At 43.0% G+C, this 20,052-nt stretch carries 19 protein-coding genes; 10 read left to right on the top strand and 9 right to left on the bottom strand.

The window, feature by feature from the left end; translation table 11 throughout:
• Nucleotides 1-31: 31 nt before the first annotated feature.
• Nucleotides 32-652: a GPR1/FUN34/YaaH family transporter gene (locus MKY83_RS09730; RefSeq protein ID WP_044141318.1), complete on the bottom strand. Its 621-nt coding sequence runs from the start codon at nt 650-652 to the stop codon at nt 32-34.
• 143 nt (nt 653-795) lie between these two features.
• Between MKY83_RS09730 and MKY83_RS09725 the strand changes: the two genes are divergently transcribed.
• Complete coding sequence (locus MKY83_RS09725) at nt 796-1,617, top strand: uroporphyrinogen-III synthase (protein WP_342488619.1); 822 nt, start codon at nt 796-798, stop codon at nt 1,615-1,617.
• Nucleotides 1,618-1,657: 40 nt separating this feature from the next.
• On the opposite strand, the gene MKY83_RS09720 is transcribed toward MKY83_RS09725, so the two are convergent.
• The gene (locus MKY83_RS09720) at nt 1,658-2,260 is read right to left on the bottom strand and encodes a DedA family protein (RefSeq protein WP_003211157.1); all 603 of its coding nucleotides are present in this window, start codon (nt 2,258-2,260) and stop codon (nt 1,658-1,660) included.
• A 290-nt stretch (nt 2,261-2,550) separates the two neighbouring features.
• Here MKY83_RS09720 and MKY83_RS09715 point away from each other — a divergent pair, with 290 nt between their 5' ends.
• Together MKY83_RS09715 and MKY83_RS09710 are read left to right on the top strand one after the other, a co-directional pair.
• A complete protein-coding gene (locus MKY83_RS09715) occupies nt 2,551-2,781 on the top strand; it encodes an excisionase family DNA-binding protein (protein WP_065098157.1) in 231 nt (76 codons plus the stop codon).
• 20 nt (nt 2,782-2,801) lie between these two features.
• Complete coding sequence (locus MKY83_RS09710; protein WP_223252890.1) at nt 2,802-3,791, top strand: hypothetical protein; 990 nt, start codon at nt 2,802-2,804, stop codon at nt 3,789-3,791.
• Nucleotides 3,792-3,803: 12 nt separating this feature from the next.
• Here MKY83_RS09710 and MKY83_RS09705 read toward each other — a convergent pair whose 3' ends face one another.
• The 6 genes from MKY83_RS09705 to MKY83_RS09680 form a co-directional block, all read right to left on the bottom strand.
• Complete coding sequence (locus tag MKY83_RS09705) at nt 3,804-4,904, bottom strand: Ger(x)C family spore germination protein (protein WP_065098156.1); 1,101 nt, start codon at nt 4,902-4,904, stop codon at nt 3,804-3,806.
• Nucleotides 4,901-6,001, bottom strand: a complete 1,101-nt coding sequence (locus tag MKY83_RS09700; protein ID WP_065098155.1) for a GerAB/ArcD/ProY family transporter — start codon at nt 5,999-6,001, stop codon at nt 4,901-4,903. Before MKY83_RS09700 ends, MKY83_RS09705 begins: the two co-directional genes overlap by 4 nt.
• A gap of 12 nt (nt 6,002-6,013) precedes the next feature.
• Nucleotides 6,014-7,501: a spore germination protein gene (locus MKY83_RS09695; RefSeq protein ID WP_185108766.1), complete on the bottom strand. Its 1,488-nt coding sequence runs from the start codon at nt 7,499-7,501 to the stop codon at nt 6,014-6,016.
• A 74-nt stretch (nt 7,502-7,575) separates the two neighbouring features.
• On the bottom strand, nt 7,576-8,919 hold the full coding sequence (locus MKY83_RS09690) for a (Fe-S)-binding protein (protein WP_044141326.1): 1,344 nt from the start codon (nt 8,917-8,919) through the stop codon (nt 7,576-7,578).
• On the bottom strand, nt 8,916-10,325 hold the full coding sequence (gene glcD / locus MKY83_RS09685; protein WP_342488618.1) for a glycolate oxidase subunit GlcD: 1,410 nt from the start codon (nt 10,323-10,325) through the stop codon (nt 8,916-8,918). The genes MKY83_RS09690 and glcD overlap by 4 nt, the downstream gene beginning before the upstream one ends.
• Nucleotides 10,326-10,402: 77 nt before the next feature.
• Nucleotides 10,403-11,536, bottom strand: coding sequence for a sugar diacid recognition domain-containing protein (locus MKY83_RS09680; protein ID WP_326848235.1), 1,134 nt, complete (start codon nt 11,534-11,536; stop codon nt 10,403-10,405).
• A 125-nt stretch (nt 11,537-11,661) separates the two neighbouring features.
• On the opposite strand from MKY83_RS09680, the gene MKY83_RS09675 reads away from it, so the two are divergent.
• The gene (locus MKY83_RS09675; protein ID WP_342488616.1) at nt 11,662-12,240 is read left to right on the top strand and encodes a branched-chain amino acid aminotransferase; all 579 of its coding nucleotides are present in this window, start codon (nt 11,662-11,664) and stop codon (nt 12,238-12,240) included.
• Between the two features lie 21 nt (nt 12,241-12,261).
• Here MKY83_RS09675 and MKY83_RS09670 read toward each other — a convergent pair whose 3' ends face one another.
• Nucleotides 12,262-13,023 (bottom strand): DeoR/GlpR family DNA-binding transcription regulator, encoded by a 762-nt coding sequence (locus MKY83_RS09670; protein ID WP_342488615.1) that lies wholly within the window; start codon nt 13,021-13,023, stop codon nt 12,262-12,264.
• 122 nt (nt 13,024-13,145) lie between these two features.
• Between MKY83_RS09670 and MKY83_RS09665 the strand changes: the two genes are divergently transcribed.
• From MKY83_RS09665 to MKY83_RS09640, 6 genes are all read left to right on the top strand, one after another.
• Nucleotides 13,146-13,952: a tyrosine-protein phosphatase gene (locus MKY83_RS09665; RefSeq protein ID WP_065098150.1), complete on the top strand. Its 807-nt coding sequence runs from the start codon at nt 13,146-13,148 to the stop codon at nt 13,950-13,952.
• A 24-nt stretch (nt 13,953-13,976) separates the two neighbouring features.
• Complete coding sequence (locus tag MKY83_RS09660) at nt 13,977-15,515, top strand: family 10 glycosylhydrolase (protein ID WP_342488614.1); 1,539 nt, start codon at nt 13,977-13,979, stop codon at nt 15,513-15,515.
• A gap of 143 nt (nt 15,516-15,658) precedes the next feature.
• Nucleotides 15,659-16,801, top strand: coding sequence for an acyl-CoA dehydrogenase family protein (locus tag MKY83_RS09655; protein ID WP_342488612.1), 1,143 nt, complete (start codon nt 15,659-15,661; stop codon nt 16,799-16,801).
• 42 nt (nt 16,802-16,843) lie between these two features.
• Nucleotides 16,844-18,481 carry an AMP-binding protein gene (locus tag MKY83_RS09650; RefSeq protein WP_342488611.1) on the top strand — a complete coding sequence of 546 codons (1,638 nt, stop codon included), beginning with the start codon at nt 16,844-16,846 and terminating at the stop codon, nt 18,479-18,481.
• An 8-nt stretch (nt 18,482-18,489) separates the two neighbouring features.
• A complete protein-coding gene (locus tag MKY83_RS09645; RefSeq protein WP_340911075.1) occupies nt 18,490-19,839 on the top strand; it encodes an acetyl-CoA carboxylase biotin carboxylase subunit in 1,350 nt (449 codons plus the stop codon).
• Nucleotides 19,836-20,051 (top strand): acetyl-CoA carboxylase biotin carboxyl carrier protein subunit, encoded by a 216-nt coding sequence (locus MKY83_RS09640; RefSeq protein WP_034322699.1) that lies wholly within the window; start codon nt 19,836-19,838, stop codon nt 20,049-20,051. The genes MKY83_RS09645 and MKY83_RS09640 overlap by 4 nt, the downstream gene beginning before the upstream one ends.
• The last annotated feature ends 1 nt before the right edge of the window (nt 20,052 follow it).

The following is a 20,052-nucleotide window of genomic DNA, read 5'->3' as shown; positions in this document are numbered from 1 at the left end:
AAAGAACTGCACAAAGCAGTTCTTTTTTTACTTATGCTTTTGTAAAAATACGAAATGGTTGTCCAATTGGCAGTACAGTACGGCCAAAATGAGTATTGAGCACAACTGCTGCTGAACCATAAAATGAAAGTAGGGAAATGATCAATTCTGCAATGCCGGCAATGGTATGAGTCACGTCGTACATCACACCAAATGAGCTTAGGGAAAGACCAAGGAATAAGAAATCAATAAAGACGAAAATCAAAAATAATACTTTATGTGTTTCCATTGCACCAATCGTCATAAACAAGCTGAAAATTAAATACCCGATAAACGCAAAACCTAGTTGTTTTGGATCTGCTGCTCCCGCAAGCGTTTTCCCAAAAACGCCCGCTTGAATGAGCCAAGTCGTTCCAACGCCCATCCAAAAAAGACCGAATGCGCCAAAGGCAGTGGCTCCAAAAATATTGTGGTGCTTTGAATCTTGTATGGACGCGATCAGCTGCGCGATGCCTCCAAGGAAGATAGCCCAAGGTAAAATAAGGGAAGTGCCATCTGTAATTCCTAGTTTTTGTGAGGACGCAACGAGCGTCACCATTGCTAAACCAAACAAACCAAGTGGTGTTGGGTCTGCAATTGATAATCGATAAGCTTGAACATTCTGTTTTTCCATAATGACCTCCTACAATTTGCACTTACAAAAGATACTCGAATTCCACCGAAACGTCAAGCTCTTTTTTAGTAGACACTTGCAACGTCTTCCAAATAAATCTATATTTAATACATATCAAATGTGATAGAAAAAGAGGGATAAAATTGAGTAAAGGCTTAGCTGGAAAAACGATTGCCATTTGTGGAACGAGAAAAACAGAAGAAATGCGTACACTTGTCGAAAAACAAGGGGGACAAGCCGTTATTCGTTCTCTTCAAGGAACCGTATTTTTAGCCAAAGAGGAGTTAAAGCCAGGCATTGAAACCTTTGTGAAAAAAGGCGCCGATTGGGTGATTTTAACAACGGGTATCGGGACTGATACATTAATTGAGAGTGCAGAAGAGCTTCATTTAGGGGAAGAATTTATGCACATTCTATCAAATGCCCAGATTGCTTCAAGAGGATACAAAACCTATGCTGCACTCAAAAAACGCGGAATTCAGCCAGACGTGTCTGATGAAGATGGAACGGTGCGTGACCTAATCTCAAAGCTTGAAGGCAAAGAGTTTCAAGACAAACGTGTCATGGTGCAGCTGCACGGAGAAAACGCTCCGGCTCTCATGAAGTTTTTACATGACAAAGGGGCAGATGTATTGCAGCTTTTACCTTATCAGCACACACCACCTGAACCAGAAGCTGCAGAAACATTACTTCAAGAAATGAAAGATGGAAAAGTCCACGCCGTCTGTTTTACAACCGCTGTTCAGGTGCACGCCTTTTTCACACTAGCGGCAAAATGGGAAAGAAAAGAAGAACTCCAAGCGCTATTTGAGCATCACGTACTGGCAGTAGCTGTTGGAAAAGTCACAGCTGAAGCTTTAAAAGAAGAGGGAATTGAACGGCTTCTTGCCCCGTCACTTGAGAGAATGGGTGCAATGATTATGGAATTATCCCAATATATGAAAAAACAATCCTTACACTCATAGAAAAAACGCCTTTCACTAGATCAGTGGAAGGCGTTTTTCATTAGATTGTCCTTTTTCGGTTCGTACGAATTTTTTTAAAGACGAAATAGAGAACGATCAGGCCGATCGCAATGGCCATAATAGGGGTTGTATAAGCGTGAGCAACACTTTGAATGTGATCCCATTTTGTCCCGAGCTGCATGCCAAGATAAATAAACAAGATAGACCAAGGGATGGCAGCTAATCCCGTCAAGAGAACAAATTTCAAAAAAGGCATTTTGGCAATACCCGCTGGAATGGAGATGGCATGGCGCACAACAGGAATAAAGCGTGCTGTAAACACTACACCGGTACCATATCGATCAAACCAGCGCTCTGCAGTGGCGATATGATGCTCATGGATGAATAAGTATTTTCCGTACTTTGTTAAAAAAGGTCTTCCGCCATAAAGACCGATCCAGTATATAAAACACTGTGCGAGCGTACCTCCGATGACGCCAGCGATAACAGCTCCAACAAAACCGATTGTTCCTGTCGACACCATATATCCGCCATAAGCAAGAACAATTTCACTCGGAATGATTTCAATCATCAGACCTAGTGCTACACCTACATAACCAAGGCTTGTCAGCCAAGTTAAAATTTCATTAAACAAGGTTCCCATTCATTTCACTCTGCCTTTAAATACGAATTTTCTTCAAGCATCCTTTTAAAAGCCTATGCTTGTTTTACTTTTCTCATGAGTCTGCTTTCCGCTTACCTCTCTGAAGGTCAAACCGAAAAACGCCCATCAAGCAAACTTTATCATACCATATTTGCTCGCACCTAGACGATCTACTTGCTGAACACTTGTTATCATGATATCAGGAAAGAAAATATGAACAGGCGGCTTCCGTTTTTTTCAACAGATCATGATATAATTTGTTAGATGAAACGAACGGGTGGTGCATAAACATGTATTTAACAATCGAAGAAACAGCTGAATACTTAGAAGTATCAGAGGCGTATATTGAGAAATTAATTCAGCAAAAAAAGATCCGCTTTGTATTTGACGGAGAATCATATCTCATTTATCAAGGACAGTTTCAAACGCATATGAAGCAGCTTGAACAATACAAAGAGCTCGTCCAAGAGATTTTAAATGAACCGATTCCTGAAGATCTAGATGTAAAGGACGAAGATTAGATTCAAAGGAAGTGAATGGAGTGGAAAAAGTCGTCTTATGTGAAGCCTGTCAAAAAAACGCAATGGATTTGGTAGAAGATACTGATGAACCGAAACAACCTTATCAATTATGTCAGCCGTGTCACAAGAGACTACTCAACAATTCTTTACGACCGATTGAATGGTATAACTTAGCCGTTCTCCATTCTCCTAAACAATTTTTACTGCATGATGACTTTTATGGAGAGGATGGACAGGCTTTCCAATCAGAGGATGATGTCATCGTCACCAAAGAAGATAAAGCCCCCACATTACAAGACGTGCGGCAAGATTTGGCGTCTTTAATAAACTTCTCAATTACTAGGTGGTTTCTTGAGGATGATGTCATTGATGCGCTGAAACAGCATGATCAGCAAAGGACCTTAGACTCTGTTCAAAGCCAGTTTGATGAGACTCAGCATATCGAAGTGAAATCACGCATGTTAGAAATTGTGGCTGATGTTTTAGGTACATCTGCCGCTGGGTGGGTAAGGGAACTGGTGAATCAGGCTGACGAAGAATTTCTTTATCCACTTTCATGGGCAGCGGCCAGCAGTTTGCCAGAAGATGAAGGTTTACAACATGTAATAGAAAAATTGAAGTCGATCAGTGAAAAAGAATTACCGACAGCTGCTTTTATCTGTCTGTACCGTTTCCACTCTAACAAAGTATTAAATTGGATGGAGGTCACTTGCACTCATTTTCACGTTCATTGGGGAAGGCTGGCAGCCTTAAGCTGTCCAACCTGGGATAGAATGAAAACATGGCTAGACAAAGGAAGACCTTTCAGTTTAATTGCCCTTGAAACAATGACACACTGTGCTAAAGGGAATAGACCGGTCCTTGTGGAACAATGTTCACCTAAGATCCTTCACACAGATAAAAGTGAAGTAGAGAACACTTTAAATGACTATCTTCAAAAAGATGGCGTTCCAAGAGTCAAAACGAACGTGTCTACCATATTGAACAATAAAGAAGATATTTTTGAATAATTTTCAATTCCTTTATTGACTGACACCAGTTTGCACAATTTTCATATGGCATTTAACTTGTACATCCGCATCAGGATAGATTTCCTGCCATTTTTCTGGTGTCATGGATTTGTCTTTTGATCGATACCTTAAGCCTAGCCCAAGCGGATCAATATGTTGCTTTTTAAAGGACTGAACAAGGTCTTGTCCTTGCTGAACGACACGTTTTTCTACTTCTTTTTCGACTTGGTCCAATATATTCGGTTTATCAATTTTCTTGGACTTCATGAATTCTTTTAATTCGCCCTTCAGCTTGATATCAATCGTGATATGAGGCTTTTTTGTTAGGTTATTCGTTGGTTTGACCTGGTAGGACACATGTGATTTGATATTTTCAATGACGACATGGGTCTTTTCTTGATCAGCCAATTGAAACTCGTAGATACCATTTTTATGATTTTCAATCATCGCTTTAAATGTGAACGTGTCTTCTCCAGGGATATGACCGACCATTTTTTCCTGATCAAACAGAGCAACTCCTGTGACTTTAATGGCATTGCTCGTTTTCTTGATGTAAGGCAGGTAAGCATCGACTCCTTTTGCCAGCATCTGATTCATGAAAATATGCTGATTAGTGACAGGTTGATTGCCATTTCGCATATTTTGGGACAACAGATCAGAGAGATACACACCTATATTTAAGTTCGTTTGATTCATTTTTGTATATAATAAGTCTTCAACTTCTCCGCCTACAATCGCAAACACTTGGCGTGAACCAATGATAGGATCACGATAAATGTAATTCATTAAATCGATCATTCCGACTTCCTTTGCTAATTTTTCACTCACTAAAATAACCAGCACTTGACCCATGACGACTGGAAAAGGTGATTTTTCTGATACGAGAAACTGAATATTACTAATGGTATTTGACCTTGCGCTTAATATTTGATAACTTCCTTGTTCCTCACTTTTAAAGACAGGAAAGACAAAGAAGCCCTTCATTTCTCCATCTTCGATTAAATCAAATCCTGCCGCCTGAGAGATATTTAATTCATCTAAAAGGCGAGGCTGTGCACAGCTAGTTAAGAATAGACTAAACAACATGAGACCCGTGAGTATATAACGTTTCATGCTCGTTTTTTCACCCACCTTTTTTTCAGCATCAGTCCAATAACCATACAGACAATCAAGCCATATACAAGAAAGTATCCGCTATATTCCACCCATTGGTTAAAGGTTTCAAAAGAAGTTGCCCCCGTAAAAAATGAAAACATGACCAGAATGAGGATGCTGAGCCCGATGAACGTGACGCGCTGGCTTGTATGAAGCACTTGTTTTGCCATTCGGCTCGCAGCCCATAGTGGAATCGCGATATTCGGAATGATTAATAGCAGCCAAAGAGACACTTCGATAAATTCAAAGCGCTGGATAAACGGGAGCTTCACAATACTTGTTAACGTTAACGTCGGCCATTTTGTTAATTTAAGCTGAGCACTTGAGTAATACGCAATGGAGACGAGAAAGACGAGTAAATTTAAGCATGTCGTAAATAATGCCCCCATGTGAGCAAATTTTTGAGACGTCTGCGCATGTTTAATAAAGGGATAATAGACAAGCAGTGTGCCAAAACCAAACATGGATAATGAAGCATCTTTGACTCCCATCAACAGCTGCGAAAAAGTATGATCAAACATCGGGAACATGAAACGAATGTGACTATATTTCATGGCATAAAAACAAATAAACGTCATCCAATACGTCAGTACAATACTAAAAAATGCCCATCCAGCAATCGTTCTAAACCCGCCGGTATGAATGTAATACACGAGCAGCAGAAGTACAGACGCAAACAATAGACCAGGAATTTCTTTAAACAGCCATACATGGATCACATCCATATAGTGGACGAGAACGGTCAACGACAAAGAAGCAAAATATAAGATATAGAGAATGTTGAATAATTGCCCAACCCACTTGCCAAATACATATTGCGTGATATCACCAAATTCATCCGAAGGGGCCTTTTTAAACATCATGTACATAAGAAAGATCATGACATTGACACTGAAGCCAGAAATCAGAATGGCGATCCATCCATCATTATTCATAGAACGAACAAGGTTTGTTTGAAAGTTTAAAATGCCGACACCAACTTGATTGGCATTAACGAGAAAAAACACAAAAAAAGGGGAAACTTGAAATTTCTCTTTTACAGAAGAAGAACTCATGCTTTCACTTCCTTATTCATAAAAATCATTTTTCCCCTTACGGCCTTGCTTAGGCTTTTGTCGATGGATGGTTTCATTTTCCGGGCGTAAATTTTCCGGTCTTTTATTCAAAAATCGAAGCTGAGGACGAATCAAGCTGCCTTTTAAATCAGCTAGACGCAATGGGAAAATAGGCTCTAGATACGGACGTCCAATAGACGTTAATTTCATTAAATGGGTGAGAAGGAATGATCCCATCACTGCAATACCTAATGCGCCCCACACCTGTGCCGCAAGTAGAAATGGAAATCGCAGCAGCCGAATGGCACTGCCCATTTTGTATATAGGGGTGACAAATGAGGCAAGAGCAGAAAGGGCAACAATAATGAGTAAAATATTACTTGTTAATCCTGCTGCCACAGCAGCCTGTCCAATGACAATCCCTCCAACAATCCCGAGCGTTTGACCGACTTTAGCTGGAAGCCTTGAACCTGCTTCTCTTAGTAATTCAATCGAAACCTCTAAAAACAGAGCCTCAATGATTGGAGGAAATGGAACAAGATAGCGGGAGGACACAATGGTTTCTAATAAGTCTTTTGGAATTAGCTCATAATGAAACGTTAAAACGGCTACATATAAAGGTGTCGCAAAAATGGAAAATATCACAGCAAATATGCGTAACAGTCTAAAGCAAGAAGCCGCAATCCACGACATATTGTAGTCTTCCATAGTGGAAAAATACTCAAGTAAAATCGTCGGGGCAAGTAAGACATGAGGCGAGCCATCCACTAATATGGCAATTTTCCCTTCTGATAAACCTGAAGAGACGCGGTCGGGTCTTTCTGTATTTAAAAACAACGGAAAGATCGTATTGGACACATCATAAAGCATCTGTGCAAGGTAATTTGCATCTAAAATTTGATCAAAATCAATGTCTTCAATACGCTGGAGAACGGTTTCAATGTTTGCCGGATTAGCAATCTCTTCAATATATAACACCGCTACTTTTGTTTGCGAAAGCGTGCCAACCATCTTTTCTGACACTTTCAGGTTCGGTGTCGGCAGCCGCCGTCTGACCAAATTTAAATTGGTATCCAAAACCTCCACAAATGCTTCCTGTGCACTAATAATGCCAAATTCTATCTCGGGCGGACCTACTTGTCTGCCTTTCTTTTCTTCAATCGGGATCAGAAGCGCTTTACCCCAGTCCGTTTCAAGACGAATGGCCATATTCCCTTGATGAAGCGCTTTTTCCACTTCCTGAAGATCGGTCGTGATGACAGACTGTTCAATGGGAATTCGTTCTTTCAGCTCCTCAAGAGTGGGGGTGAGATGTAATTCTTTCATGCAGGGCAAAATTTGTTCATGGAGTAGATGCCCATTAATTAAAGAACGAAAAAAAGAAATTCGATAAAAAAAACCTTCACTTCGTGACAACTCGTTTGTAAAATCAGAGGAACGTGACAATGCCTCAAATACTGAATTTGGGTCCTTTTGATGTTGGTTGTTTTTCTTCAGCACTTGAACCATCTCCTTCCGCAATTTGCCTCTATTATCCAACCAATTGCCGGAAGATATGCATGAAAAAAAAGCGTTCAGCTTGATGTGCTGGACGCTTCTTTTCCATATTGAACCGCTTCTAATAATAAATCTACGAGATGAACAGCACGCATGCTGTTCGATTGTCCTGAACGTTTGATACCTGCTGCCATTTGCAGCTGGCAGCCTGGATTGGACGTGACAATAGCAGCCGCAGCTGTTTGACTAGCTTCTGTCATTTTATGATCTAAAATTTGCATCGACATTTGTGGCTGCAAGATATTATAAATTCCGGCGGATCCGCAGCAGCGGTCGGCATCCTTCATTTCTTTAAATGATACCCCTTGAATTGCTTTCATGAGCACCCTTGGCGCTTGCTGTACACCCATTCCGTTCCGCAAATGACAGGAATCTTGATAGGTGATGACTTGCTCTGGCAAAGCAAGCGGCGTACGGCCGTGAAATTCCAGCTCCACGAGAATGTCTGATATATCCGTGATTTTCTGTGAGAAGGCTTCACCTCGCTTTTGAAAAGACGGATCATTCTTTAGTAAATGATCATAATCACTTAAAAAGGCACCACATCCGCCCGCATTCATGACAATGGCATCTGCCTCAATCTCCTCAAATGCTTCAATATTCCGCCTTGCTAGCTCTTTCGCTTGCTCTTTTTCTCCACTATGACCATGAAGTGCACCGCAGCACGTCTGAACAGGAGGGACGACAACGTCACAGCCGGCCAGTTGCAAAAGCTGGATGGTCGCTTCGTTTGTGCTGGAAAAAACGGTATCCATTAAACAGCCAGTAAAAAAGGCGACACGTTTTCTTGCTGTGCCAATGGCTTTGTATTCTAACGCACGGCTTTTTTGTTGACGCGGCACCTTTGGAAGAGCCTCTTCCATCAGCTGTAAATGCGGCGGAAGTACCTTTAGCATGCCAGACTTGCGGGCGGCCGTTTGCAGACCAGAGGTTTGATAAAATCGCAGTAGTCCAGCCGCTTGACGCATCCGGCTTTGGGAAGGAAAGAGTCCTTTAAACACAACACGTCTCACAAATTTGACAGGAAGGGATTGTTTTTTGTGCTGCTGAATGATGTCTCTTGCATCCTCAAGTAAACGTCCATATTTGACGCCTGAGGGGCAGACCGGTTCACATGCACGGCAGCCAAGACAAAGGTTCAATGAATGTTCGACATCTTCATCAGGCTCAATCACGCCGTCTCTTACAGCCTTCATTAAAGCAATTCGGCCGCGGGGCGAGTGTGTTTCTTGTTGACCCGATTCAATATAAGTAGGGCAGGAAGGAAGGCAAAAGCCGCAGCGCATGCAATTGAGCAGCTCCTTTTCATCCATTTGCTGTTGAAATGTTTGCTGAATCTTTGTTTGTTTAGAGGAATTCATGAGATCACCACTCGCTTCCTTGCTGCTTTTCCAAACACCTTATCAGGATTCATGATATTTGCCGGATCTAGCGCTTGTTTGATCGCTTTCATTGCAGCGATTCCTTCTTTTTTGACCTTTAGCTCCAAATAGGGGGCTTTCATTAGACCCACACCATGCTCACCCGTAATGGTGCCGCCGAGGGAGACTGCTTTTTCAAAAATGGCCTGAAAGGCTTCTTCAACCCGCTTCATTTCTTCTTCATTTCTTGCATCAGTTGCACAAGTAGGATGCAGATTTCCGTCACCTGCATGACCAAATGTACAGATTTTCACGTCGTACTCTCTCGCAATGTCTTCGATCGCGCGCACCATGTTCGCAATTTCAGATCGGGGAACTGTGGCATCTTCTAAAATCGTCGTAGGGCTTAAACGGGCGAGGGCAGATAAAGCGGCTCGCCTCGCTGTTAAAAGGGCACTTGCTTCTTCTTCAGAGTGTGCGATATTCACTTCTTTTGCACCGTGCTGCTGACAAACCTTTGCAATGCTTTGCATATCACGGGAAACAGCCTCAGGATTGCCGTCCTGTTCAATTAATAGCACCGCTTGAACGTCAGTCGGCAGGCCGATTTTGGCGAAGTCTTCGACGACTTCTAGTGTCGGCTGATCCATAAATTCTAATGTGGCGGGGATGATCCGCTCTGCAATAATCGCCGAAACTGATGCAGCTGCTTCCTCAAGGCTTTCATATAAGCAAAGCATCGTTTGTTTGGTTTCTGGAAGCGGTAAAAGCTTCAGCGTCGCTTCTGTAACAATGCCGAGTGTTCCTTCTGATCCAACGAATAAGCGGGTCATATCATACCCTGCCACGTCCTTTGCGAGCTTACCGCCCGTTTTGATGATGTCACCGTTTGGAAGAACCACTTCAAGTCCAAGTACATAATCTCTCGTCACACCATATTTTAACCCCCGGAGCCCACCTGAATTTTCATTAATATTGCCGCCTAACGTCGAAATTTTCATCGAGCTTGGATCTGGTGGATAGAAAAGGCCTCTTGCCTCTACTTGGTGAATGAGTTCCTGTGTGATCAAACCAGGCTGGACCGTTGCGGTCAGGTTTTCTTCGTCTATTTCGATGAATTGGTTCATTCTTGTAAACAACATCACAAGTCCCCCTTGTGTAGGACTGGTTCCTGCACAAAGGTTCGTTCCGGATCCTCTTGGCACAATTGGCACCTTATATGAGGCGCAGAGCCGAACAATTTGCTGGATCTCCTCAGCCGTCCGCGGGCTTACGATAACATCTGGCATATGCTGAAAATTAGGCGTTGCATCATAAGAGTAGGCAAGCCGATCGGCTTTACTGCCCTGTACATGAGACGCACCGACAATCTTTTTTAATTGACTAAAAAATTCAGAATTTAACATACGCATTCACTCCTACTGATTAGACATACCGTTTCTTTCAGTATAAAAAAAGAATCGCCTCATGCCTATGGACGATTCTACAAAATATTGGGCTTCTCGCCTCGTTTATTTGGATGATGATCTAATAGCATCAAGGCTAAATAAAAGAGCATCGCATCTTGCATGCGTTTCGGATCAAGTGTTGTTAAATCTTGGATACGTTTTAGCCTGTAATGCAGTGTATTGATATGTACGTGCATCGCTTCCGCAGTATATTTCAATGAGCAATCTGACGTCATGAGTACACGCAATGTTTTCACTAGCTCAGGGTAGGGGAGAAGCGGGACAATCGTTCGATCAAGGAACACTTCTTTTGTTTCCTGACTCACTTCTTCTATAAAAAGTTCAAGTGTTAAATCTTCATCAAACACAATCGGTGTATCTGCATTCGCCATTTTTAAGGCACGAAAGGCTTGATGAAATGATTGCTTCATCATCTGTCCAGCTGCAGGTTTTCCCGCACCTATCAAAACCTTTGACTTAGGACGTGCGGTGAGCGCAGCATGGATGTGAAAAAGACGCTGCCGCAAAGTATCACGATCATTTGCCGAAGTTTGCAGCATGAGCAAAAAGCGGGCATGTCCCCAGCGGACGATCATTTCCTGATTGGTGAGATGCAGCATTTCCTTCACTTTTTTATATTGATCCTGCTTCACAAATGATTCATCGTGACAATCAATGAGGACGACCACACGCTGCTTATTGACATCAAGCTGAAGCCGCGCTGCTTTTTCAGTGAGATCGATGGCTGTCTCTGGCAGGTGAAGCCAGTCGAACACAAACGCTTCAAGCTGCCGTTCATCGGTTTCCGTTTCTAGAAAAAATTCATGTTCTTGAATGAGCAATTCGGTCATTTTTCGTAATATTTCGCCAAATGGAGAGACATGGACGGGATTTCCTGTCATCCCAATCACACCAATGACCTCTTGCTTAAAATAAATAGGCAGATTGATGCCAGCTTTGACCCCTTTCATTCGTTGCTCATCATCCTTTGTGAGGATTCGTTTTTGTCCTTCAAAGGATGTCAAATATGCCCCTTCATGAAATTGACCAATGCGCGCTGGATCTGTTGCCGCTATGATGGTGCCGTTTGTTTGTGTAATGATGATTTCCTCAGTCAGCACCTTTTTGACCTCGTCTACGATTTTTTCTGCCAATGTCATTGTGAGCAAAACGTACCCCTCCGAGATGTATCTTTTGACACTATCATACCATCATATGCTGAGTCATATCTTTCTTTTCATGAGTTATGCTAAAATAATACACGCACGTGAAGGAGAAGAAAGGAGACATAGCCATGTCGCTACAAAATCGCTTACAAGATCTATTGAAAGAAGGACAAGCGCTGACAGACTTTGAATATGACGAAGCAGCGCGCTACAATTGGCCTTTAGAGGGTGCAAAAATAAAGGAAGAGGCACGCTTTATCGATGTATATATAGAGCGTGTAGACAAAGAATCCGAGGACATGATTCAATCAGAGGGCGCCTCATTTCTAAACACACCGCTTACATATGTAAAACAACATCAAAAAGAATTCATTTATATCGAATCAAAGTGGTTTGATGTGGTGAGAGTCGATGGATTAGCCATTGAATGGGACGAAGTATTTCAAACGTATACCGTGTTATTCGGCTTCAAACGTCCTAAAAAAGACACAGGCATTCTAAAGGACATGCTGGCTTCATTAAATGGTGCGCAGCTTCAATTTAATGGACAAGACGGCTTATTCGATGTGAATATACAGCTTCTTGAGCTTGAGGACATCTATGAAGATATGCCTTTCATTGAAGTCGTCTTAGCCGTGTACCGCTTTTTATTCCGCTTGATCATGCAGCTTGAAATGAATGAATCAAAAAACGGCTCAAATTCCTGAGCCGTTTTTTTTGTGATCCATCTATTTTGATGAAGGCGCGACAAACTGTACATCATGCTCTTTTCCATATTGAAGATAGTCTTCACTTGGCTGTTTATTCGTCACGACGACATCAAGATCTTGCAAATGACAAAATGTGGTCAAAGCGTAATGATTAAATTTACTATCATCCACTAATAAAAACGTTTTGGCACTTTTTTCAACAACCGTCTTTTTAATATCCGTTTCAAGCGGGGACGAATTCGTGACGCCGTGATCAATGGATAAACCAGTTGATGCGATAAAGGCTTTATTGACATTGTAGGCTTTCAAACGCTCTACACTTTGATAGCCAACGAAAGAATTCGTTTTTCTCTCAAGCATCCCGCCGGTGGAAAAGATAGTGAGATTCTCATAAGGCATCGCCTGTGTAATAAAATCTACATTATTGGTCACAACAGTCACCTGTTTCTCAGTCAAATAGGGAAGCATCTCAAGTGTTGTTGTACCAGAATCAACAAAAATCATATCCCCATTCTCCACAAAAGCAGCAGCCGTTTGACCAATCAATTGCTTTTTATTCAGCTGACGGGTCTTTCGCTCCTGATATACTACTAATGTTGAATGATTCACAGCCACTCCGCCATATACTTTTTTGAGCACGTCGGACTCGACCAATGCTTGTACATCTCGGCGTATCGTGTTTTTTGAAACGCCAAAATGCGCCACAAGCTCATCCAGTGAGGCAGATTCCCGGTCAAACACATACTCTTTGATTTGCTGAATCCGTTTTGTTTTGATCATGCTACATATCTCCAATCCAACCGTATGTCCTTTTTCCATTATACCAAATGGCTTTTCTTTTCCCCATCTCGATAAAAGCGTATGATAGAGAAAAGAACGTAACGGAAAGGACTTTTACTTCTATGAATCAATCAAACAACCCATTTTCAAAGCTTGCGAATTTTAGAGAAGTAGGGGGACTTCACACAACAGATGAAATGGTGATCAGGGAGGGGATGATTTATCGATCCGCAGATTTGTCTCGCCTGACAAAACAAGATATCGAGACATTTTCAACCCTTGGCGTTCAAACCGTTTGCGATCTTCGTACAGCCTCAGAACGCAAATCACATCCGCCAAAAATCAAGGAACCTGACAAAATCGTCCATATCCCCATGCATCCTGACAGTAAGATGCCAAGTAAATGGACCATGTTTCGTATGCTGGTAGCAGAAGGGAAATCTTTCACTTTCACACCGATTATGAAAGATTTATATCAAAGCATGCTCACAGAGCGTAAAGAAGAAATTCAGCAGCTGTTCACTCTGCTTTCAGATAAAAGCAATTACCCGCTGATGCTTCACTGCACAAGCGGTAAGGACCGGACAGGCTTTTTATCTGCCCTCATTCAATTAGCAGCAGGTGTACCGGTATCTGCCGTTTTAAGTGAATACATGCGCTCTAACGAAGGGGTGAAAATGCTTGTCAGAAGGCAGCAGCGATTTGTCCGCTTGATGAGTTTATACCGGGTGTCAAAAAAGCAAATTCAGCCGCTTCTCGGTGTGCAGCAAGATTATCTGGAAGATGTGCTAAACGAGATGATGGAGACATACGGGAGTGCACAGCGGTATTTAATCGAGGCTTGCGACATCCCTGAAGATCAGCTCAAGGAAATGAAAAAAATCTTGCTGACACCATCTGCTGGCATTCGATCTCAAAAAGCGGAATAAACTGATGATGAGGTGATGCAAAAAATGGTGAAAAAGATCAGTATGACGTGTCTAACAATAATTTTGATGTTTGTATTCTTATTGATTCCTTCTAGCAGTCTAGCTCGTCCAATGCCAAAAGGGAAGCTTGAAAGCACAAGAGAGATGCGCGCGGTATGGATCGCATCGGTTTATAATTTAGATTGGCCTTCAAAGAAAGGACTGCCTGTCAAAGAGCAGAAAGAAGAGTTTATTCATTTGTTAGATGAGATCAAAGCGATGAATATGAATGCCGTGATCATGCAAATTAAACCGACAGCAGATGCCTTTTATCCTTCGGCATACGGTCCGTGGTCCGAATATTTAACCGGCACGCAAGGGAAAGATCCTGGGTATGACCCGCTTGAGTTCATGATCGAAGAAGCTCATAAACGCGGCCTCGAATTTCACGCTTGGTTTAACCCGTATCGTATCACAATGAATCATACAGACCTCAGCCGTTTATCAGCCGATCACCCAGCAAAAAAGCATCCTGATTGGACCATTGCATACGGAAATCAGCTTTATTACAATCCAGGCATTCCTAAAGCTCAGGAGTTCATTGTCGGCGGTATAGAAGAAGTCGTGAAAAACTACGATATTGATGCAGTGCATATGGATGATTATTTTTACCCGAATAAAATAGCTGGTGTGCCGTTCCCAGATCAAGAAACGTATGAAACATATGGAAAAAAGGCATTTACGCATATAGAGGATTGGCGAAGAGATAATGTGAACCAATTGGTCAAGCAAATCAACGACACCGTGAAGAAAGTAAAGCCGTATGTGAAATTTGGTATTAGCCCATTTGGAGTCTGGCGCAATATAAAGGATGATCCGACTGGTTCAAACACCACAGCAGGGATGACCAATTACGATGATTTGTATGCTGATACAAGAGAGTGGATTCAGCAGCACGATATCGATTATGTTACCCCGCAAATTTACTGGAGCATCGGTTTTCAGGCAGCCGCCTATGATGTGCTCACGAAATGGTGGTCAAATGAAGTGAAGGGAGAGCCTGTTCACCTGTACATTGGTCAGGCAACGTATAAAATTAATCAAAACAGTGATCCTGCTTGGTCTGATCCAGATGAATACTTTCGACAGATCAAGCTGAACAGACAGTCACCTCTTGTGCAGGGAAGCATGCACTTTAGCCTAAAAGATATCAACCGTAACCCTTTGAATGTCAAAAATCGATTGATAGAAGACGCCTACCGTAAACCGGCTCTCATTCCAGAAATGCCTTGGCTTCATCAGAAAGCGCCAAAAAAACCAACCATTCAATCTATTAAAAAAACAGCAGATGGTGCGGCTTTACAGATCAAAAATGATCCGCACTCTACCGCATCCTATTATGCGGTCTATCGCTTGACGACGAAAGGAACATACGAATTGCTTCAAACTGTAAGAAAAGAAACCGGCACGCTGACATCTGTCAAAGATCTTTCAGTTCACCAGAATAAGAGTGATACTTACAAAGTAACGGCTCTCAATCGACTACATCACGAAAGCAAGCCTTCTACAAAAAGAGTGAGATAACGAAAAAGCATGAATGAGGATTTTCTTCGTTCATGCTTTTTTTCTATTATTTTTGTTTTAATTTTCTGAATTCACCCAAGCTTGGCATGAAGCAGCCACTTGATTAATAAATATGATAGAAAAGAGCCAAAGGGGGAAATATGATGGATTTTGAATTAACGAAAGAACAGCAAATGATCCGCCAGATGGTCAAAGAATTCGCCAAGGAAGAAATTACACCACTCGCTCAAACCATTGATGAACAAGCTGTATTCCCAGCCCAAACTTTTCAAAAAATGGGGGAGCTCGGCTTGATGGGCATTCCTTTTCCAGAGAAATACGGAGGCTCAGGAGGAGATACAATCTCATATGCGCTCGCTGTAGAAGAAATCGGAAAACAGTGTGCCAGTACAGGTCTTAGCTATGCCGCGGCCGTTTCCTTAGGCGCAAGCCCGCTTTATTACTTCGGTACAGAGGAACAAAAAATGGATCACCTCGTCCCGCTGGCATCTGGAACAGCACTCGGTTCCTTCGGATTAACGGAGCCAAATGCAGGATCAGATGCAAAAGGGACGAAAACAAAAGCGGTCAAAGACGGACAAGAATATGTGATTAGCGGGGAGAAATGCTGGATCACAAATGCCAATTTTGCCAGAACCATTATCGTCACAGCGGTCACGGATCATGATGAGCACGGCCAGCCGATCATCTCCGCCTTCATTGTAGAAAAAGGGCAAAAAGGACTGACCATTACAAATCCATACGACAAAATGGGGGTGCGCGGTTCAGATACAGCTGAAATCATTTTAGACAACGTACGTGTACCAGCGCATCATATATTAGGAGACCCAGCCAAAGGCTTCAAGCAATTTTTATATACATTAGACGGGGGACGCATATCCATTGCTGCCTTATCAGTTGGCATCGCGCAGGCTGCACTTGATGCCTCACTATCCTATGCTAAGGAAAGGAAGCAATTTGGGCAGACTCTTTCTTCCTTTCAAGCCATTCAGTTTAAGCTGGCAGATATGGCGATGCAAATAGAACTCGCTAGACAAATGGTGTGGAAAGCGGCCTGGCTGAAAGATCATGGCAAGCCATTTACAAAAGAAGCTGCCTACGCCAAGCTTTTCGCTTCAGAAATGGCGACAAAAGCAAGTCTTGATGCTGTCCAAATTCACGGAGGAACAGGCTATATGAAAGAGTGCGGGGTAGAACGGCTTGTGAGAGATGCCAAGCTCATGGAAATCGGAGAAGGCACCTCTGAAATTCAGCGTTTAGTCATCGCAAGACAATTGTTAGCTTAAACCTGTTATGAAAACGCTTACTAATGATGGAGGAGGAAAATCATGATGTCGATTCATCCGCAAACGATTGGCTCCCTATTAAAAGAGAAAAAGGAGCAGCACCCAGCACATGAAGCCATTGTGTATCCAGAACGTTCATTACGTTATTCATACGAAGCGTTTTTTAGCGAGGTCAAAGAAACAGGAAAAGGTCTTATGGCATTAGGCGTTCAAAAAGGAGATCATATCGCCATCATGGCACCCAATGTACCTGAATGGCTCATGCTGCAATTCGCCTGCGCCTCCATTGGAGCCGTTCTTGTCACCGTGAATACGAACTTTCAATCACAAGAACTCGCATACTTACTAAAGCACTCTGATAGCAGCATGCTGTTTATCGTTGATGGGTTTAAAGAGACATCATATGTCAGGATGCTTGAAGACCTCATCCCAGAGCTTCAAACTGCTCATCAGGGCGAAATCACTTCAACAGCATTTCCATATTTAAAAAGTGTCGTCTATATTGGCGAGCGCACGCCAAAGGGCATGCGCAGCTGGGACAGTATTCAAGCTGCTGCCAAAAGAACGGAGGATGATGAATGGGAGAAACGAATGGAGAAGCTGACGCCTGATGACGTCATTAATATGCAATATACGTCAGGGACTACCGGCTACCCAAAAGGCGTCATGCTCAGCCATACAAACATCGTCTGCAATGCCAGTCAAATCGCAGATTGCATGAAGCTCACCCGTGAAGACCGCATGTGTATCCCCGTTCCGTTTTTTCATTGCTTTGGGTCTGTTCTTGGCGTACTTGCTTGTCTCACAAAAGGTGGCACGATCATTCCAATTGAATCTTTCCACCCAGAGCGAGTCCTTCAAACAGTGGAAAAAGAGAAGTGCACGGTTCTTCACGGCGTCCCGACAATGTTCATTGCAGAGCTTGATCATCCGAATTTCCACAAGTACAATCTGTCTTCATTACGCACCGGCATTATGGCAGGATCTCTCTGCCCATCCCATGTGATGAAAGCCGTCATTGAACAAATGGGTCTGAAGGAGCTCACGATTGCCTATGGCCAGACCGAAAGCTCACCTGTCATTACCCAAACGAGAACGGATGATTCATTTGAAAGGCGGGTTCAAACAGTCGGCCGGGCGCTTCCTCACATCGAAGTGAAAATCACCGCCCCAGGTACCCCATATGAAGTACCAAGAGGAGAACAAGGCGAGCTGTGCACGAGAGGCTATCACGTGATGAAAGGCTACTATAAAAATGAAGAAGCCACAAATGAAGTCATTGATGAGGACGGGTGGCTTCATACAGGAGATTTAGCGGAGATGGATGAGGATGGCTATGTGAAAATCACAGGACGGCTGAAAGATATGATCATTAGAGGCGGAGAAAATGTTTATCCAAAAGAGATTGAAGACGTTCTTTACACGCATCCAGCCATTCTTGATGCACAGGTCGTCGGTATTCCTGACGAGACTTACGGAGAAGAAGCCGCCGCATTCATTCGGCTCAAACAAGGTTGCGCGGTGACGATTGAGACATTAACCAGCTACTGTCAGTCACAAATGGCACGCTACAAAATTCCGAAATATTTTTTCATCACAGACGAGTATCCGATGACCGCCTCAGGGAAGATTCAAAAATTTCGTCTGAAAAAACAGGCGCTTGATCTAATAAAGGAGTGAGGGCAGCGATGTTCAAAAAAGTATTGATTGCCAATCGAGGCGAAATTGCTCGTCGAATTATTCGGACTTGTAAAAGGCTCGGGATCAACACCGTGGCTGTTTATTCAGAGGCAGATCAGCATGCGCTTCATGTACAAGAAGCAGACAGCGCCTATCTGATTGGAGGTGCAAAAGTATCTGAAAGCTATTTAAACATGGAAGTGATCATTGAGGTAGCCAAGCAGACAAATACAGACGCCATCCACCCTGGGTATGGCCTTTTATCAGAAAATGCCGCCTTTGCTGAACGGTGCCGCAGCGAAGGAATCGCTTTTATTGGTCCATCTGCACAGGTCATTCAGCGCATGGGGAATAAAATTGAAGCGAGAAAAACGATAGATCATACGGGAATCCCCATTGTACCTGGCGTTTCAGCACCTCTCCATGACGCAGAAGAAGGAGTCAGTAAAGCGCAGTCACTCGGTTATCCGATCATGCTCAAGGCATCCAGCGGAGGCGGAGGTATCGGCATGCAGCTTGTCCGAAATGATGAGGAGCTGCGTAAAGCTTTTGAGGGAAATCAAAAAAGAGCGCAAAGTTTTTTTAACGACGGGACGCTTTATATGGAAAAGGTCATTGAAGACGCGCGGCACATTGAAATCCAGGTCCTCTTTGATTCATTCGGCCACGGGGTTCACTTATTTGAGCGCGACTGTTCACTCCAGAGAAGACACCAGAAAATCATCGAAGAAGCACCAGCTGCCTGTCTCGATGAATCCGTAAGACAAGAGATGGGACGGGTGGCGGTGAAAGCAGCCAAAGCCATCGGTTATGAAAATGCAGGGACAATTGAATGTTTAGTCGATCAAAATCAACAATTTTACTTTCTAGAGATGAACACGAGATTACAAGTAGAGCACCCTGTCACAGAAGAAATTACAGGTATTGATCTTGTCGAGGAGCAACTGAAAATCGCTGCATCAGAGCCGCTTTCCTTCAATCAGGAGGACATTCATCAAATCGGGCATGCCATCGAGGTCAGAATCTATGCGGAGGATCCCGTCACCTTTTATCCGTCACCAGGAACAATCACTCGGCTGTCTATACCAGAAGCTCCCTATATACGCCATGAATCAAGTGTGACAAACGGGAGCGTCATTACCCCATATTACGATCCAATGATTGCGAAGATGGTCGTTTACGGTGATACACGAAAACTTGCAATAGAACGATTAAACGCTGCGTTACAAGCATATGAAATAGAAGGGGTCAAAACCAACTTACCGCTTTTGAGGGAAATGGCTGGATCATCTGCTTTCTTACGTGGCAGCATCACAACCGATTTTCTCATGAAAAAAAGGGAGGGGAACCGTTCATGAAAACGGTCACGATACAAATGGCGGGAAACTTATGGAAGCTTCTTGTGAAACAAGGCGATGAAGTGCAAAAAGGGCAGGAGGTCGCTATCTTGGAATCAATGAAAATGGAGATTCCAATAGTGGCAGAAGAGGCAGGTGTCATCAGCAAAGTGTATAAAGCAGAGGGAGAATTTGTCGATGAAGGGGAGGTTCTTTTAGAGCTGACAGAATAGG

It is taken from the genome of Bacillus sp. FSL M8-0266, from assembly GCF_038613425.1.
GTDB classification, from domain to species: domain Bacteria; phylum Bacillota; class Bacilli; order Bacillales; family Bacillaceae; genus Bacillus; species Bacillus pumilus.
This window is presented reverse-complemented; position numbering and strand designations above follow the sequence as displayed.

What these genes read in the sequence shown, in the direction of transcription:
- MKY83_RS09730 (WP_044141318.1), bottom strand. Translation starts at nt 652, where the DNA reads ATGGAAAAACAGAATGTTCAAGCTTATCGATTATCAATTGCAGACCCA.
- MKY83_RS09720 (WP_003211157.1), bottom strand. Translation starts at nt 2,260, where the DNA reads ATGGGAACCTTGTTTAATGAAATTTTAACTTGGCTGACAAGCCTTGGT.
- MKY83_RS09715 (WP_065098157.1), top strand. Translation starts at nt 2,551, where the DNA reads ATGTATTTAACAATCGAAGAAACAGCTGAATACTTAGAAGTATCAGAG.
- MKY83_RS09705 (WP_065098156.1), bottom strand. Translation starts at nt 4,904, where the DNA reads ATGAAACGTTATATACTCACGGGTCTCATGTTGTTTAGTCTATTCTTA.
- MKY83_RS09700 (WP_065098155.1), bottom strand. Translation starts at nt 6,001, where the DNA reads ATGAGTTCTTCTTCTGTAAAAGAGAAATTTCAAGTTTCCCCTTTTTTT.
- MKY83_RS09690 (WP_044141326.1), bottom strand. Translation starts at nt 8,919, where the DNA reads ATGAATTCCTCTAAACAAACAAAGATTCAGCAAACATTTCAACAGCAA.
- glcD (WP_342488618.1), bottom strand. Translation starts at nt 10,325, where the DNA reads ATGTTAAATTCTGAATTTTTTAGTCAATTAAAAAAGATTGTCGGTGCG.
- MKY83_RS09675 (WP_342488616.1), top strand. Translation starts at nt 11,662, where the DNA reads ATGTCGCTACAAAATCGCTTACAAGATCTATTGAAAGAAGGACAAGCG.
- MKY83_RS09670 (WP_342488615.1), bottom strand. Translation starts at nt 13,023, where the DNA reads ATGATCAAAACAAAACGGATTCAGCAAATCAAAGAGTATGTGTTTGAC.
- MKY83_RS09665 (WP_065098150.1), top strand. Translation starts at nt 13,146, where the DNA reads ATGAATCAATCAAACAACCCATTTTCAAAGCTTGCGAATTTTAGAGAA.
- MKY83_RS09660 (WP_342488614.1), top strand. Translation starts at nt 13,977, where the DNA reads ATGGTGAAAAAGATCAGTATGACGTGTCTAACAATAATTTTGATGTTT.
- MKY83_RS09655 (WP_342488612.1), top strand. Translation starts at nt 15,659, where the DNA reads ATGGATTTTGAATTAACGAAAGAACAGCAAATGATCCGCCAGATGGTC.
- MKY83_RS09650 (WP_342488611.1), top strand. Translation starts at nt 16,844, where the DNA reads ATGATGTCGATTCATCCGCAAACGATTGGCTCCCTATTAAAAGAGAAA.
- MKY83_RS09645 (WP_340911075.1), top strand. Translation starts at nt 18,490, where the DNA reads ATGTTCAAAAAAGTATTGATTGCCAATCGAGGCGAAATTGCTCGTCGA.
- MKY83_RS09640 (WP_034322699.1), top strand. Translation starts at nt 19,836, where the DNA reads ATGAAAACGGTCACGATACAAATGGCGGGAAACTTATGGAAGCTTCTT.